Origin of the sequence: Rhodanobacter thiooxydans (assembly GCF_021545845.1) — a bacterium.
GTDB lineage: Bacteria > Pseudomonadota > Gammaproteobacteria > Xanthomonadales > Rhodanobacteraceae > Rhodanobacter.
This window is the reverse complement of record NZ_CP088923.1, coordinates 932267-946830: the sequence shown is the minus strand read 5'-3', so window position 1 is coordinate 946830 and position 14564 is coordinate 932267. Positions and strand designations below refer to the sequence as shown.

Annotated in this window: 10 protein-coding genes; 4 read left to right on the top strand and 6 right to left on the bottom strand. The window is 67.7% G+C overall.

What is annotated here, in order from left to right:
• Positions 1 to 25 precede the first annotated feature (25 nt).
• On the bottom strand, positions 26 to 1351 hold the full coding sequence (locus tag LRK53_RS04035; protein WP_027492903.1) for an aspartyl/asparaginyl beta-hydroxylase domain-containing protein: 1326 nt from the start codon (positions 1349 to 1351) through the stop codon (positions 26 to 28).
• A gap of 117 nt (positions 1352 to 1468) precedes the next feature.
• Between LRK53_RS04035 and LRK53_RS04030 the strand changes: the two genes are divergently transcribed.
• Together LRK53_RS04030 and LRK53_RS04025 are read left to right on the top strand one after the other, a co-directional pair.
• Positions 1469 to 3046 (top strand): tetratricopeptide repeat-containing sulfotransferase family protein, encoded by a 1578-nt coding sequence (locus LRK53_RS04030; protein ID WP_037089783.1) that lies wholly within the window; start codon positions 1469 to 1471, stop codon positions 3044 to 3046.
• A gap of 20 nt (positions 3047 to 3066) precedes the next feature.
• Positions 3067 to 4623: a tetratricopeptide repeat-containing sulfotransferase family protein gene (locus LRK53_RS04025; RefSeq protein WP_027492901.1), complete on the top strand. Its 1557-nt coding sequence runs from the start codon at positions 3067 to 3069 to the stop codon at positions 4621 to 4623.
• Positions 4624 to 4626: 3 nt separating this feature from the next.
• Here the strand turns inward: LRK53_RS04025 and LRK53_RS04020 are convergent, their stop codons facing one another.
• The 3 genes from LRK53_RS04020 to LRK53_RS04010 all read right to left on the bottom strand — a co-directional run bounded on the left by LRK53_RS04020 (position 4627) and on the right by LRK53_RS04010 (position 10884).
• Positions 4627 to 6456 (bottom strand): tetratricopeptide repeat-containing sulfotransferase family protein, encoded by a 1830-nt coding sequence (locus tag LRK53_RS04020; protein ID WP_235642520.1) that lies wholly within the window; start codon positions 6454 to 6456, stop codon positions 4627 to 4629.
• Between the two features lie 86 nt (positions 6457 to 6542).
• Positions 6543 to 9482: a TonB-dependent receptor plug domain-containing protein gene (locus LRK53_RS04015; RefSeq protein WP_027492899.1), complete on the bottom strand. Its 2940-nt coding sequence runs from the start codon at positions 9480 to 9482 to the stop codon at positions 6543 to 6545.
• Between the two features lie 610 nt (positions 9483 to 10092).
• The gene (locus tag LRK53_RS04010; RefSeq protein WP_039954136.1) at positions 10093 to 10884 is read right to left on the bottom strand and encodes an AMP nucleosidase; all 792 of its coding nucleotides are present in this window, start codon (positions 10882 to 10884) and stop codon (positions 10093 to 10095) included.
• A gap of 204 nt (positions 10885 to 11088) precedes the next feature.
• Here LRK53_RS04010 and LRK53_RS04005 point away from each other — a divergent pair, with 204 nt between their 5' ends.
• Positions 11089 to 12033 (top strand): DegV family protein, encoded by a 945-nt coding sequence (locus LRK53_RS04005; protein ID WP_027492897.1) that lies wholly within the window; start codon positions 11089 to 11091, stop codon positions 12031 to 12033.
• Between the two features lie 31 nt (positions 12034 to 12064).
• Here LRK53_RS04005 and LRK53_RS04000 read toward each other — a convergent pair whose 3' ends face one another.
• On the bottom strand, positions 12065 to 13195 hold the full coding sequence (locus LRK53_RS04000) for an IS5 family transposase (protein ID WP_235642519.1): 1131 nt from the start codon (positions 13193 to 13195) through the stop codon (positions 12065 to 12067).
• Positions 13196 to 13426: 231 nt separating this feature from the next.
• Positions 13427 to 14209, bottom strand: a complete 783-nt coding sequence (locus LRK53_RS03995) for an SDR family oxidoreductase (RefSeq protein WP_027494084.1) — start codon at positions 14207 to 14209, stop codon at positions 13427 to 13429.
• Between the two features lie 108 nt (positions 14210 to 14317).
• Here LRK53_RS03995 and LRK53_RS03990 point away from each other — a divergent pair, with 108 nt between their 5' ends.
• Positions 14318 to 14524 (top strand): hypothetical protein, encoded by a 207-nt coding sequence (locus LRK53_RS03990; protein ID WP_027494085.1) that lies wholly within the window; start codon positions 14318 to 14320, stop codon positions 14522 to 14524.
• The last annotated feature ends 40 nt before the right edge of the window (positions 14525 to 14564 follow it).

Genomic DNA, 14564 nt, shown 5'->3' with positions numbered 1-14564 from the left:
TTCGCTGGAGCCGATGCGGCGCCGATCAGGCCGGGTCGGCGGCCAGCTCGCACGACGCGTTGAAGTCGCCGATGGCCTCGACCAGGTCGGTCACCGCCGCCCGCTCCGCCTCGGTCAGGTCGGGGTTCCAGCTGTCCAGGATCAGCACCACGCGGGTGAACGGACTGCGGTTCCAGGCCTCGTGCTCGAAGGTGTCGTCGAACGTGACGCAACTTCCCTCGCGCCAGGAGTGGATCTGCCCGGCCACGCGCAGCGCACAGTCGGACGGCACGATCAGCGGCAGGTGGGTGACCAGGCGGGTGTTGGTCACGCCGCGGTGCGGCAGGATATGGGTGCCCGGGCGCAGTACCGAAAACAGCGCTTCCGGCGCATGGTCGCGGATGCGCACCAGCGGCACCGCATCCAGCACAGCGCTGGTGCGCGGGCAGGCGGCGCAATGATCCTCGTAGCGGTCGCCATGGCGATGGAAGAAGTAGGCATCCCATGCGGCGGCGTGGCCATCCGACCCGCGCAGCATCGACTGCGCCTGGGCGGGGTCGTCCACGCCGAGGAAGGATTCCAGCGGCTGCTCGCTCGCCAGCACGGCCAGCAGTTCTTCGCGCACCGCCGCAGCAGCCGCCTCCAGCGTCTCGTGCCAGGGAAAGCGCTCACGCGGATAGAACGGCTGGCTGGGGACGTCGGGAAAATAGAGGAACAGCGGACGCTGGCGCGGATCGATCGACGGCATCGGCTCCAGCCCGAGATGGATCGCCAGCGCACGATCCACCCGGCGCAGCTCGGAGCGGCCGTAACGCTCGCGCAACGGCTCCAGCGCCGCATCGAACAGGCGCCTGCGCCCGGCATTGGCGTAACTCATGGCGTACTTCACCGGCTCGCGCAGGCCGGGCGCGGTGGTCGCGTCACTGAGCCAGCGGCCCTGCTCCTGCGCGCTACGCACCGCCATGAAGTAGGCGGTCAGCGCCTGCTGCTCCTGCCCCAGCTGCTCCAGCGCGATACCCAGGCGCAACCGCGCCAGGAACATGCGCGGCGCCACCGCCAGCGCCCGTTGAAGGTAGCTGGCGGCGGCCTCGAAGTCGCCGCCAGCAAGATGCACGTTGCCCAGCTGGTGAGCCACGCCGGGATGGTCGGGATGCGCCCGCTCGGCCCGGTTCAGCAGCAGTATCGCCTGCGGCGCGTTGCGCTGGGCCAGCTCGCGGTCGGCCAGGAAGATCAGTGCGTCGACGTCATTGGGCTCGTGCTCGAGCAATTGCCGACAGGAGGATTCCGCCGCCGCCATCTGTCCGCCCTGCAACTGCACGCGAACAGTCTCCCGCAATGACGACACGGGGTCGGGCGAAGAGGAAACGCTCATCGATGGTGCTCCGCGGGTTGTGCCATGCCACTGCCGCCCGCACGAAGCGGACCGTCGCCGAGCAGGCATAATAGCCGTTCGCGGCGCTGCCGCGCCCACCACACACACGGAGCCCGGATGTCGGCACGACTGCATGGCCTCACCCCTGACCTGACGCGGGCCGTATCCGCCGTCGCGCGGGCGCTCGACGACGGCCGTCTCGATGTCGCGACCGCGCGCATGGCGCCACTGCTCGCCGGCCAGCCCGATCACCCCGAAGTGCAGCGCCTGCACGCCGGCATCCTGGGCATGCAGGGGCGCCACCAGGAGGCCATCGCGCTGATGCGGACGGCACTCGCCGGCCACCCGGACGATCCGATCTACCTCAACACGCTGGCCACCCTGCTCGGCCAGGCCGGCGAATACGACGGCGCCATCGATGCCCTGCGGGCCGCCTGCCGGCTGCAGCCGGACATGGCGCTGGCCTGGTACAACCTCGGCGTGATGCTGACCCGCAGCGTGCGCAACGACGAGGCCGAGGCCGCCCTGCGCCGCGCGGTGGAACTCGACCCGCACGCCACCGACGCACGCGCACTGCGGGCGGACATGCTGCGCATGCGCGGGCAACCAGCCGAAGCCGCCGCCGAATACCGGCGTGTGCTGACCGAACGGGCATGGGCCGGCATGGCGTGGTGGGGGCTGGCCGATCTGAAGACCACGCGCATGGGCGAGGCCGACGTCGCCGCCATGCGGGCCGCGCTGCGGGAACCGCGCGCCACCGACGACGACCGCATCGCGATCGGCTTCGCACTGGCGCGCGCGCTGGACGATCAGGGCCAGTACGCCGAATCACTGCAGGCGATCGCCACGGCGAACACCATCGCGCGGCGACGCCAGCAGTGGAACGCCGCCGGCTACTCGGCGGCGATCGACGCCCTGGCGGCGGCCTTCGATCCGCCGCCGGCGGGCGCGGACGAGCCCGGCCTGGGGCACGAGGCGATCTTCATCGTCGGCCTGCCGCGCTCCGGCTCCACGCTGGCCGAGCAGATCCTCGCCTCGCATCCGCAGGTGGAGGGCACCGGCGAGCTGCCGGACCTGCCGCAGGTGCTGGCCGAGGAGTCGCGCTGGCGCGGGCAGCCGTTTCCGCGCTGGGTGCCGCACATGCAGCCCGCCGACTGGTCGCGACTTGGCCACCGCTATCTCGAACGCACGGCCCATTGGCGCAAGCACCGCCCGCGTTTCACCGACAAGCTGCCGAGCAACTGGATCTACGCCGAAGCCATCCGTGCCATGCTGCCGGGGGCGCGCATCGTCGGCTGCCGTCGCGACGCGCTGGAGACCTGCTTCTCCTGCTATCGCCAGCGCCTGGACAACAACGAGTACAGCCGCGACTTCGGCGACCTGGCCAGTTTCTGGCGCAACTGCGAGCGCAGCCTGCAGCGGCTCGCCGCGCGCCATCCGCAGGCAGTGCTGCTGCACGACTACGAGGCGCTGCTGGCCGAGCCGGAAGCCCGCATCCGCGCCTTGCTGGACTTCTGCGGGCTGCCGTTCGACCCGGCCTGCCTGAGTTTCCATGAAAATACCCGCGAGGTGCGCTCGCCCAGCGCCAGCCAGGTGCGCCAGCCACTGCGCGGCGACACCGCGCACAGCACACGCTATGGCGCCCTGCTCGACCCGCTGCGCACCGCGCTCGGCCAGCCGCCCTGGCAGGCCTGAGCGCATCCGCGGAAGCGCCCATGACGCCGACCACGCCTGCACTTCCGGATGAGCAGCTGTTGCTGCAAGCCGCGCAGGCGCAGATATTGCGTGGCGACGTGGCGGCTGCGGCGAACACGTTGGAAGCGGCCGTCGCTGCTCATCCTGGATCCGACGAGCTTGCGCTGGCGCTCGCAGGCCTGGCGATCCAGCGGGGCGATCGACCCAGCGCCGAACGGCGCCTGCGAGGCATCCTGCAGCGCACGCCGGACCATCTGCCCGCCGCCTTCGTGCTGGCGCGCCTGCTGCGCGAGCAGGGCCGGATGGTGGCCGCCGGCGAGGTTCTGACCAGTGCCAGCACGGCCAGCACGGCCCGCACGGCCAGCTTGGAGCAGCGGATCACCGCAGTGGAGTTGCTCGACGACTGCGGGCGCCAGGCGCAGGCGCTGCAGCTGTGCACAGACGCCTTCGCCCGCGGCCTCGACGATCCCCGCCTGCGCGCGCACGCCGGCGCGCTGGCATCGCAGCTGGGACGCTTCGACGAGGCGCGCCTGCACCAGCAGGCGGCGCTGGCCGGCAGCCCGCTGGCGCTGGAATGGCACGTCCCGCTCGGCCTGGCCGGCCTGCAGCGCTACCGCGACCGCCGGCATCCGGACCTCGCGCTGTTCGAACACCACCTGGCGCGCAACGACCTGAGTCCGCACGCGCGCAGCGGCCTGCTGTTCGCACTGGGCAAGGCCTGCGACGATCTCGGCGAGCATGCCCGCGCCGCCGCTGCCTGGGCCGAGGCCAACCGCCTCGTGCGCGAACGGCAGCCATGGAACCGCAAGGCATGGCGGCGCAGCGTGGAACTGCGGCTGACGCGGCCGGCGCCGCCCGTCCAGCCGGCAGGGGACCACGCGTGGACGCCTGTCTTCATCGTGGGCATGCCGCGGTCCGGCAGCACGCTGCTGGCCGAACAGCTGGCCCAACACCCGGCGGTGCGGCATCGCGGGGAGCTGCCCTGGCTGCCGACGCTAGCAGCACGCCTCGATGCCATCGCCTCGGAGCGCGAACGCGCCGCGCAGATGCCGCTGGCCGCCACGGCCTATGCGGCCCAACTGGTGCAGGACGATGCCCCCGCGCGCTGGTACATCGACAAGCAGCCGCACAACGACATGCACGTAGACCTGATCCTCGCGCTGTTCCCGCAGGCGCGGGTGATCCATTGCCGCCGCAACGCCCGGGACAACGCACTCTCGCTGTGGATGCAGTCGTTCCATCCCGGCACGCAGGACTTTGCCGGTGATTTCGCCGACATCGCGGCGGTCATCCACGGCACACGGCGGCTGATGGCGCACTGGCAACGGCGTTACCCGACCGCCGTGCGCGAAGTGCGTTATGAAGACCTGGTCGCCGACCCCGCCAGCTGCATCGGCGCCCTGGCCGACTGGCTGGGGCTGCCCGCCGCCATCCCGCCCATGGCGCCCGGCCAGGAACGCGCCATCAACACGGCCAGCCTGTGGCAGGCGCGCCAGCCCGTGCACTCCCGCTCGGTGCAGCGCTGGCGCGCCTACGCCACACTGCTGCCGGAGCTCGCACGGATGGCGGACGACTGAGCATCAGCCACCAGCGGATTCGTCGGCGTCCGCGACCGAATAGCCCCAGTGCCGGAGCATCGGATCGAGGATCGGCAGCGCCGGTGCCAGCGCCTCGCGATAGCGCTTCCAGCGATCGAGCCCCTTGCGGTTCACCGGCTGGGTGACCTGTGCGTAGCTCGGCGTGGCGATGAAGCCCTTGTCGCGCGCGTGGCGATCGAAATGCAGCAGCGGCGTGGCGTCCTCCAGGCCGAGGAAGTCGGCGATGCGCCGCGTCTGTGCAGCCGGGTCGGCCACCAGATCCTCGTAGCGGGAAACGAACACGTTCGGCTGGAACAGCGCCACGTCGTGCAGCCAGCACTCCATCGCCGTCACGTAGGCGGTGGCCAGCTTCTCCATCGAGGCGCACGCCACCGCCAGCACGGCGGCGCGGAAGTTCTGCATGTAGTTGCTGACCAGCACGTCGCACGGATGACGCAATGCGAGGATGAATTTCGCCTCGGGGAACAGCCGATGGATCAGCGGCAGCCACAGCATGTTCAGCGGATTCTTGTCGACCAGCTGCGCGCTCCAGCGCCGCTGGATCTTCGAGCAGACCAGGCTCACGTAACCCTTGCGCAATTCGTCGCAGGCATGCTGGTCGAGCTTGTGCAGATCCTGCGGCACCGTGATGCCGTGATCGGCGAGCTGGTCGGAGAGAATCGTGAAGAACGGCCGCTCGTCCATCGACTGCAGTGCCGGATGGGCGTCGAGCATCAGTTCCAGCAGGGTCGTGCCCGAGCGCGGGTAGCCCACGATGAATACGGGCGAGCTCGTGCTGTCGGGCCCTTGCAGCACCGGCCAGCGCCGGAACTCCTCGGCGCCGATGCGTTCCACCGCGGCCGGAAGCACCGGCGCAGCGGGGTCGAAGCGACGCGGCGCGTTGCGCTTCAGCTCCTCGATCTGGCGCGCATGCGCCTCGTGCAGCGCGGCGATCGCGCCCGGGTAATCGCGCAGCTTGTCGCAGGCCTCGGCCAGGGAGAAGAAATGCGCATAGTCGTCGGCTGTGCGCGGTCCGGCTTGCTCAAGCAGCCGCCGCGCCTGCCCCGTTTGCCCGCGGCGCAACGCCAGCTTTGCGCGCTGGTGGACGATCTCCAGCTGCGCCTCGGCGTCCAGTGCCGGATGATTTCGCTCCACCTGGTCGAGCAGGGCCGCGCTGCCGTCGAGGTCGTTGACGCGTTCATAGACCGCGGCCAGCAACAGACGCGCCGGCAGATGGCCGGGGCTGCGCTCCAGCAGCTCCTCCAGCAACACGCGGGCAATGTTCGCCTCGCCGAGCACCAGTTGCAGGTCGGCGAGTTCCAGCTGCAGCGGATCGTCCAGCGAGGTCCAGTCGCGCCAGGGACGGAGCAGCTCTTCCGCGCGCGAGTCGCGGCAGGCTGAACAGGCGCGCGCGGCATGAATGCGTACAGCCGGCGCTGCCGGGTCCAGCGCATGGGCGCGCAGCAGCGTGTCGCGGGCGGCCGGGTAATCCTTTCGTTCGAGCTGCAGCAGGCCCAGGTTGGTCAGCTGTTCCTCGTTGTCCGGCGCCAGTGCGATCGAACGCAGATAAGCGTTCTCGGCTTCCTGTACGCGCCCCGCCTCACGCAGCGCGGTCGCGTAATTGCCCCAGTGCAGCGAGTCGTCGGGGTGCTTCTGCGCCAAGGCCGCGTAAACCTCCAGCGCCTCGGCCAGGCGCCCCTGCTGCTGCAGGCCGATCGCCAGGAACAAGGCGAGGTCTGGATCGTCGGGACGCTCGGCCAGGGCGGCTCGGGAAAGGCGCTCCACCTCGGCCGGCCGGCCGCTTTGCAGGGCGCTGAGAATGTCGTTGATCACGGGAGAGGCAACTATCCAAAAAAGAAGAGCCGCGCGGGTTGCCCGCGCGGCTCGTCAGCTTCAGCTACTCAGTGCTGTCCAGTCAATCAGAACGACACCGTCACGCGGCCCCAGAAGTAGCGGCCCTGCAGGTCGAAGTCGCTCGGATCGGTGTTGGCGTTGAGGGTGTTGTTGGCGTACAGGAACGGCGGCTGCTTGTCGAACAGGTTGTTCACGCCAAAGTCCAGGCGCGTGTTGAACTGTTCGATGTTGTAGCCGATCGACACGTCGTTGTAGATCGTCGCGCCGTACTTGAACACCACGCCCGGCAGGTTCTGCACCGGGTTGGTGTCCTGCGACGGGCTCTTCGAGCCGTTGCGGAACGCGCCGATGTAGCGCATGCGCCAGGAAGCGCTCCAATCGCCCAGGTCCCAGTTCACGAAGCCGTTGCCGCGCCAGCGCGGGAACAGGCACACGCCGCCACCGCTCGGGCAGGTCGACGCCTGGCTGGAGCCGAACGGCATAAAGTGGCCGGCGTCGTGGAACACCGTGTTGGCACTGGTGCCCGGCGCGGTCTGCTGGTCATAGCGCGACATGTAGGTCCCATCCAAGCCCACCACGAACTTGCCGAACGAGAATTCCGGCAGCTTGTAGCGAGCCGAGAAGTCGACACCCGCCACGTCCGTGCGGCCCAGGTTGCCGGTCGGCTCGATGATCTGCGCGATCTGGCCGGGGTTGGCGCTGCCGGTCGGGAAGCGGCTGACCAGCGGGCAGTACTGGTTGAGGCCGGCGTAGCAGAGGTCGAGCACGGTCTGCGCGCCGATCGAGGAGATCGTGTCCTTCAGGTACAGGTGCCACGCGTCGACACTGAGCGACAGCCCCGGCACGTAGCTCGGCGAGTAGACGAGGCCGAGGTCGAACGACTTGCCCTTCTCCGGCCCCAGCGGGAACCCGGCGTACTTCGAGCCGGAGGAAATGCCCTTGATCTGCTGGCCGAGCGCCGCGTCCTGGTTGACGAAGCTGCCATCGGTCGGCACGCCCACGCAGGCCGGATTGGCGGTGGTGATGTGGTCGCAGGGGTCGCTGCTGAGCTTCGGTGCGTCGCTGATCGGCGCGCCGAAGACGTTGCCGATGGTCGGCGCACGGAACACCTCGGACACCGTGCCGCGCAGCAGCAGGTCGGTGATCGGGCGGTATTCCACCGCGAACTTCTTGTTGTTGGTGCTGCCGAAGGTGCTGTACTTCGAGTAGCGGTCACCGATGGTGACGTTCAGCGACTGTGCGAACGGCATGTCGGTCAGGATCGGCACGAACACCTCGGCGTAGGCCTCCTTCACGTTGTAGCCGCCACGCAGCGGCGAGCTGCACTGGCTGCCCAGGGTGCAGTTGCCGGTGGACGGATCGATCAGCAGCAGCGGATCGATTTCCGCGCGGGTGTACTCCTTGCGGTAGGAAGCGCCCGCGGCCAACTGCACGGTACCGGCCGGCAGATCGAACACGCCGCCGTTGACGTCGGCCGAGTACACGCGCTCGATGTTGAACTGGTTGCTGATCGCCGGCACCGCGGCCGCCTGGAGGGCCGCCACCGAGTTCGGGTCGAACAGATTGAACGGGTTGAACGGCATGCAGCCGGCCGCGCCAGAATTGCAAACCACCTTGCCGGAGGCAGCATCCAGACGCGACGGACCCAGGTCCTTGTTGATCTTGTCCTGGTTCGGCAGGCCGCGGGTGATGGTCTGCTGCGAGAAGTGGCCGTAACTCATGCCCACGTCCCAGTTCCAGTCGTGGTTCAGCAGGTTGAAGTCACCCTTGAAACCGGTGTGGATCTGGTCGGTGGTGGTGCCGTAGTTGGCCGCGCGGCTGCCGGCGGACACCAGGCGTGCACGGTAGTCCAGACCGGCCGCCGAATACTCCCGGCCGAACGGGTTGTAGTACGCATCCTTGGAGATCACCGCACCGTACAGGCTGCCCAGCAGCGCCGGGGCCAGCTGGAAGCCCGAGCTGGTCTTGTTGTGGTACGCGTCCATGTAGGCCTGGACGTGGTCGCCCAGGTTGTAGGTGCCCTTCAGCCACAGGCTGGTGCGCTCCTGCGGGGTCTGGATCAGGTTGACCGCCGCATAGTTGTACTTGTCGGCATTGGTGAAGCAGTGGTAGTCGGTGGCGATGTTCTGGCCACTGGCGCCCGGATTCAGCGCCACGTTCTTGCAGTTGTACTGTCCCGGGCCGGTGCCCCGATACTGGGTCGGCAACTGGACGCGCCCGTAGGCCGGGAAGCTGGAGCCACCGACGTAGCTGTAGATCGGGGTCTGGCTGCTGCCGTAGATCGACACCGCGTTCTTGGAGAAGTCGCGGTTCTTGGCCAGCACAGCTTCGGTCTTGTTGTAGTCGACGCCGCCCATGATGCTGCCCTTGTCGGACGTCTGGCCGAACGTGAACCGGTAACCGGTCGTAGCGCCATCATTGTGGTCGGACTCGCCGTAGGTCGCCGAGAACTGGGCGCCCTGGTAGTCCTTCTTCAGGATGAAGTTGACCACGCCGCCGATCGCGTCGGAGCCGTACACCGAGGAGGCGCCGTCGGTCAGTACTTCGATGCGCTCGATCATGTCGGCCGGGATCGAGTTCGGATCGCTGTTGATGATGCGCTTGCCGTCGATCAGGATCAGGGTGCGCTGAGCGCCCAGGCCGCGCAGGCCGATGCTGCTGCCGCCGGTGCCGCCGCTGTTGTTGACCTGCGGGTTGATGTTGCCGCCGGTCACCGCCGGCAGCTGCTGCACGATGTCGCCCAGCGTCAGCTTGCCGGTGGCCTTGATCTGCGCGGCATCGATGGTCACGACCGGGTTGGACGTTTCCAGGTCCACGCGACGGATGTGCGAGCCGGTGACCACGACGGTCTGCAGTGTCTGGGCCTTTTCCTGGCTGGGCTTGCTCGTGTCCTGGCTACCCGTGTCCTGGGCGAAGACCGTGCCCGAGGTACCTACTGCGATGACCGCACCCAACGAAAGCGCGAGGCGGACTGATGAAGAAAGTTTTGTGACCCCAAGTTTCATGAAAACACCCTCCGATTAATTTTTGTCGTAAGCCGGAATCTGCATGAGTCCTGCCCCGAAACACCATCCGACCGGGTTGCCGAACCCCTGACCCGGGGAACCCAGACCGGGCCGATACTAACAGGCAAATAACACTCTGTGCGAGCTTGCATCACTGGCAGACCTTGCCGAGGCGGCTTGGTGGTCGTCCACGCGTCCCGCGGTTCGGCCGATGCAGCCGGCGTTCCGACGGCTACTGTATTACGCGGTGTTTACATCTTGTCAACTATTTCAAAACACGAAACTTCTTGCGTTTTGTGCCGGATCCGCCCCCGATAGCGGTGGCCACGCGATTCCACGCGAGCCCCGCGGCGTCCGATGGGCTCAGAGCTTGTGAAGAAAACCACATCCTGTGGTTTTCTTTGATCGCGAGTCCGGTACGCGCCCGGACTCGGTCACATGAAACAGTCACTGGCGTGACTGTTTCATGTCCGGCCAGCGGGCAACTGCTCCTGCGTTGCCTCAACTCGGGCATCGGGCAACTGCTCCTGCGTTGCCTCAACTCGGGCATCCATGCCCTCGCCATGCCCTCGCGGTGGCCGGTCTGAGAGGTTGAAAAAATCACAACCTCTCAGTCCGTCTCCGCCTCGGCCTCGAAACGCAGGTGCTTCACGCTGCGGCCGTTGCGGCGCACCAATTTGAGTGCCTCGATGCCGATGCGGATATGCGCCTCGACGAATGCCGAGGTGATCCGGCGGTCGCTGGCCTCGGTCTTCACGCCTTCCGGGATCATCGGCTGGTCGGAAACCAGCAGCAGCGCGCCGCACGGGATGCGGTTGGCGAAGCCGGCGGCGAAGATGGTCGCGGTTTCCATGTCCACCGCCATGCAGCGGGTACGCCGCAGGTAGTCCTTGAACGCCTCGTCGTGCTCCCACACGCGCCGGTTGGTGGTGTACACCGTGCCGGTCCAGTAGTCGTGGCCGAGGTCGCGGATCATGGTGGAGACCGCGCGCTGCAGCTGGAACGCCGGCAACGCCGGCACCTCCGGCAGCAGGTAGTCGTTGCTGGTGCCCTCGCCGCGGATCGCCGCGATCGGCAGCACCAGGTCGCCGAGCTGATTCTTCTTCTTGACCCCGCCGCACTTGCCGAGGAACAGCGCGGCCTTCGGTCCGATCGCGCTGAGCAGGTCCATCATGGTGGCGGCGTTGGGGCTGCCCATGCCGAAGTTGATCAGGGTGATGCCGTCGGCGGTGGCGCTCGGCATCGGCCGGTCGCGCCCCTGTACCTCCACGCCGTGCCATTGCGCGAACAACTCCACGTAGTGGCCGAAGTTGGTCAGCAGGATGTGCTCGCCGAACTGCTCGAGCGGCACGCCGGTGTAGCGCGGCAGCCAGTTGGAGACGATTTCCTGTTTGCTTTTCATGAGTGAAGCGATGCCCGGTGGGGTTGCCGGCGACGCCACGCCGGCGGGATGCCAGATCAGTCGCGCCATCTTAGAGCCTGTTCGCACGCACCCGGCGACGACGCTGCCGCACCGGCGTGCCACCGCGCGCGACCATCGGCGAATGCCGCTACAGCAGCCACCATGCTATGTTTCCCCTGCCATTGATGATCGGGGGGTCACGCGATGAGGATGGGCCTGGCAATCGATGCATCCTGCGACCTGCCGCAGGAATTCCTGCAGGAGCACCGTGTCGCGATCATGCCGATTACCGTGCGGCTGGACGGCGAGGTCTTCATGGACGACCGCAACGCGGCCGAGATCCAGCGCTTCATCGACCGCCGCCTGGGCCACCGCAGCCACTCGGCGGAGACCGAGCCCTGCCCGGTGGAAGAGGTGCAGAAGCTGTTCCTGGAAAAGCTGGTGCTGGAGCAGGATTGCGTGTTCTGCCTGACCATCACCGCCACCCGCAGCCCGATCAACGAGAACGTCAACAGGGCCAGCTTCGCGATCCTGAAGAACTACCGCCAGGTGCGCGAGAAGGCCGGCGTGACCGGTCCGTTCATGATGCGCGTGGTGGACACCGGCAACGTCTTCACCGGCGCCGCCCCAGCCGTTTGCGAAGCGGCCCGGCTGATCGCCGCCAACGAGCCGCCGTCGACGATCCGCGAACGCCTGGTGCACATCGCCAACCACAGCTACGGCTACATGCTGCCGCGCGACCTGATTCACCTGCGCAACCGCATCAAGAAGCGCGGCGACCGCAGCGTCAGCCTGCTCAGCGCGATGGTGGGCACCGCGCTGGACATCAAGCCCATCCTGCGCTGCTTCCGCGGCGAGACCAGCCCGGTCGGCAAGGTGCGCGGTTTCGACCAGGGCGCAGAGGCACTGTTCGGCTACGTGGCGCGGCGGGTGCGCGCTGGCCTGCTGGTGCCGGTGGTCTGCGTCAGCTATGGCGGCGACCTGGAGATGCTGCCCCACTTGCCGGGCTATACCGAGCTGCGCCAGGCCTGTGCGGAATGCGGCGTCGAACTGATGGCGGCGCCGATGAGCATCACCGGCATGGTCAACGTGGGCGAAGGCGCGGTGACCGTCGGCTTTGCCGCCGAGGAGCACGAGGCCGAGTTCTGAGGCAGCCGCTCAGAGGGTGTCGACAAAACAATCAGCTTGCGAGTCTAGTGGCGGGGATACGCGCTTCGACTAACCAGACCCAAGCCACCGGCGCCCATGCGGAGCGATCATGGTGCACCATCAGTCGCCGGGCGCGCTCGTTCCAGGCATGGGTGCGCTCAACAACCCAGCGTTTGGCAAGGACGACGAAGCCTTTGGCCACGGGGTCGGGCAGTAGCGGAAGCTGTGCACCCTGCCACGATCCCGTGTTGCGGTTTTGCGGGTGGCGAACGATCTCGACCTTCAAGCTCGGGTGCGCGGCCTCGATGCCTTCCTTGCACTTGCCGGCGTAGGCGCCGTCGGCATAGAGCTTGAGCAGTCCAGGAACCTTGGCAACGGCTTGATCCACAACGGCGGGCGCGGCATCGCGATCCTGCACACTGGCGGCGGTCACGCTCACCGCCAACAACCACCCGAGCGTGTCCACCAACAGGTGGCGTTTGCGACCCTTGACCTTCTTGCCGGCGTCGCGTCCAGTCATGCCGCCTTGCGCGCTGCTGCGGTTGCTTTGTGCGTCGATCACGCCGGCCGTGGGCTCGGGCTTGCGGCCTTCGCGTTCCCGCCACTGGGCGCGCAGACGATCATGCATGGCTTCGAACAAACCGGCCTTCGCCCAGCGGCTGAACGTCTTGTGGACACTGGCCCACGGCGGGAAGCTCTTGGGCAGCAAGCGCCAGGCGCACCCCGTGCGCACCACATAACAACAGGCGTCGACGACGCGTTTGCGCGCATAGCTTACGGGCCGCCCCTGCCCGCCATCGCGCTCGAACAAGTCAGCCACCCACGCCCATTCCGCGTCGGTCAGGTCGGTGTTCATGCCGCTGGCACCTTCCTTGCGCCGATGCCTTGCCGTATAGCCATAGCGTTGGGGTGCACCATCCGCCGGCGTGGGTTCCGGCTTGGCGATGGCAGGCTTCGCCTTGTGGATACCGGCCTGCCGCAGCGCCTTGCGCACCGTGGCCGAACAGACCTTGACCTTCGTTTGCTCACGCAACGCGCCGGTCACCTCGTCCAAGGTCGCGTGCGGCGATGCCTTCACGATGGTACGCAAGGCGGTGACATGCCCTGCGTTCAGGCTCGGCTTGCGCCCTCGTTTCACCGGCGTCGCCTCGGTCTTGCTCATTCAAACCCGCCCAAAGTGCCTGTTTACGGCATGTTCGCAGCCTATTTTTATTTTGTCGACACCCTCTCAGAGCTTGTGAAGAAAACCACATCCTGTGGTTTTCTTCGATCGCGAGTCCGGTACACGCCCGGCCCTCGGGCAACTGCTCCTGCGTTGCCTCAACTCGGGCATCCATACCCTCGCCATGCCCTCGCCGTGGCCAGCCTGAGAGGTTGAAAAAATCACAACCGCTCAGAAGCCGTAGTTCAGGAACCCGCCGTCCACCGCCAGCACCTGGCCAGTGATGTAGCTGGCCGCCGGCAGGCACAGGAAGGCGATCGCCGCGGCCACTTCCTCCGGCTCGCCGATGCGCTCCAACGGGGTGCGCTCGAGCACCTCGTCCAGGTAGTCGGCATCGGCCAGCGCCGGATCGGTGCGCTGGGTGCGGATGTACCACGGCGCCACCGCGTTGACGCGGATGCCGTCCACCGCCCATTCGGCGGCCAGGTTGCGGGTGAGCTGGTGCAGCGCCGCCTTGCTCATGCCGTAGGGCGAACCGGTGCGCACGTGGGTGATGCCGGAGACCGAACCGACGTTGACGATCGCCGCGTTCGCGTGCTGCACCAGCTGCGGATGCGCCAGCCGGCACATTTCGAAGGCGGAGAACAGGTTCTGCTCGAAGATCGCGCGGTAGTCGTCCTCGCGGTAGTCCAGCGTGGCCCCGGGCTGGTTGCCGCCAGCGTTGTTGACCAGCAGCGACACCGGCGCGCCGAGGTCGGCGATCCAGTCGAACACCGCCAGGCGGTCCTCCGCCTCGGTCAGGTCCGCGCCGAACGCCAGCACCTCGACGCCGGCGAACTCGTCGGCCAGCTCCACCCGCACCTGTTCGAGATAATCCTCGTCGCGCGCCACCAGCAGCAGGTCGGCGCCCAGCCCGGCCAGCTCGCGCGCGGTGGCGTAGCCGATGCCCTTGCTGGCGCCGGTGATCAGGGCGGTGTGGCCATGCAGTTGCCAGGCGTCGAGGCGGCTGTTCATGGGCGCAGCTTAGAGCCTGCCCAATACCTCCGCATAGCCCGCGGTGCCTTGCCAGCCGGGCCGCCGCGGCGGGACACTCGGCGCCGCCGATTCCCCACGAGAACCGCCATGAAGCTGCTGCCGCCCCTGCTTTGCGTCCTCGCCCTCGCCGCCTGCTCCGGCAAACCGCCGGAGCCGCAGGCCAAGCCCGCGCAACAGGTGGCCACGCCGTTCGACGAGATGAAGAAGGCCGAACAGCGCGCCAAGGACGTGCAGAAGACGGTCGACCAGCAGGCCGAGGAACAGCGCAAGCAGATCGAGGCGCAAACGCAATAGGCCCCTCGTGCACAACAGCTCTTCGTAGAGGCGGGCACGG

Coding starts and splice junctions, on each gene's coding strand:
- LRK53_RS04035 (WP_027492903.1), bottom strand. CDS start 1,351: ATGAGCGTTTCCTCTTCGCCCGACCCCGTGTCGTCATTGCGGGAGACT.
- LRK53_RS04030 (WP_037089783.1), top strand. CDS start 1,469: ATGTCGGCACGACTGCATGGCCTCACCCCTGACCTGACGCGGGCCGTA.
- LRK53_RS04025 (WP_027492901.1), top strand. CDS start 3,067: ATGACGCCGACCACGCCTGCACTTCCGGATGAGCAGCTGTTGCTGCAA.
- LRK53_RS04015 (WP_027492899.1), bottom strand. CDS start 9,482: ATGAAACTTGGGGTCACAAAACTTTCTTCATCAGTCCGCCTCGCGCTT.
- LRK53_RS04010 (WP_039954136.1), bottom strand. CDS start 10,884: ATGAAAAGCAAACAGGAAATCGTCTCCAACTGGCTGCCGCGCTACACC.
- LRK53_RS04005 (WP_027492897.1), top strand. CDS start 11,089: ATGAGGATGGGCCTGGCAATCGATGCATCCTGCGACCTGCCGCAGGAA.
- LRK53_RS04000 (WP_235642519.1), bottom strand. CDS start 13,195: ATGAGCAAGACCGAGGCGACGCCGGTGAAACGAGGGCGCAAGCCGAGC.
- LRK53_RS03995 (WP_027494084.1), bottom strand. CDS start 14,209: ATGAACAGCCGCCTCGACGCCTGGCAACTGCATGGCCACACCGCCCTG.
- LRK53_RS03990 (WP_027494085.1), top strand. CDS start 14,318: ATGAAGCTGCTGCCGCCCCTGCTTTGCGTCCTCGCCCTCGCCGCCTGC.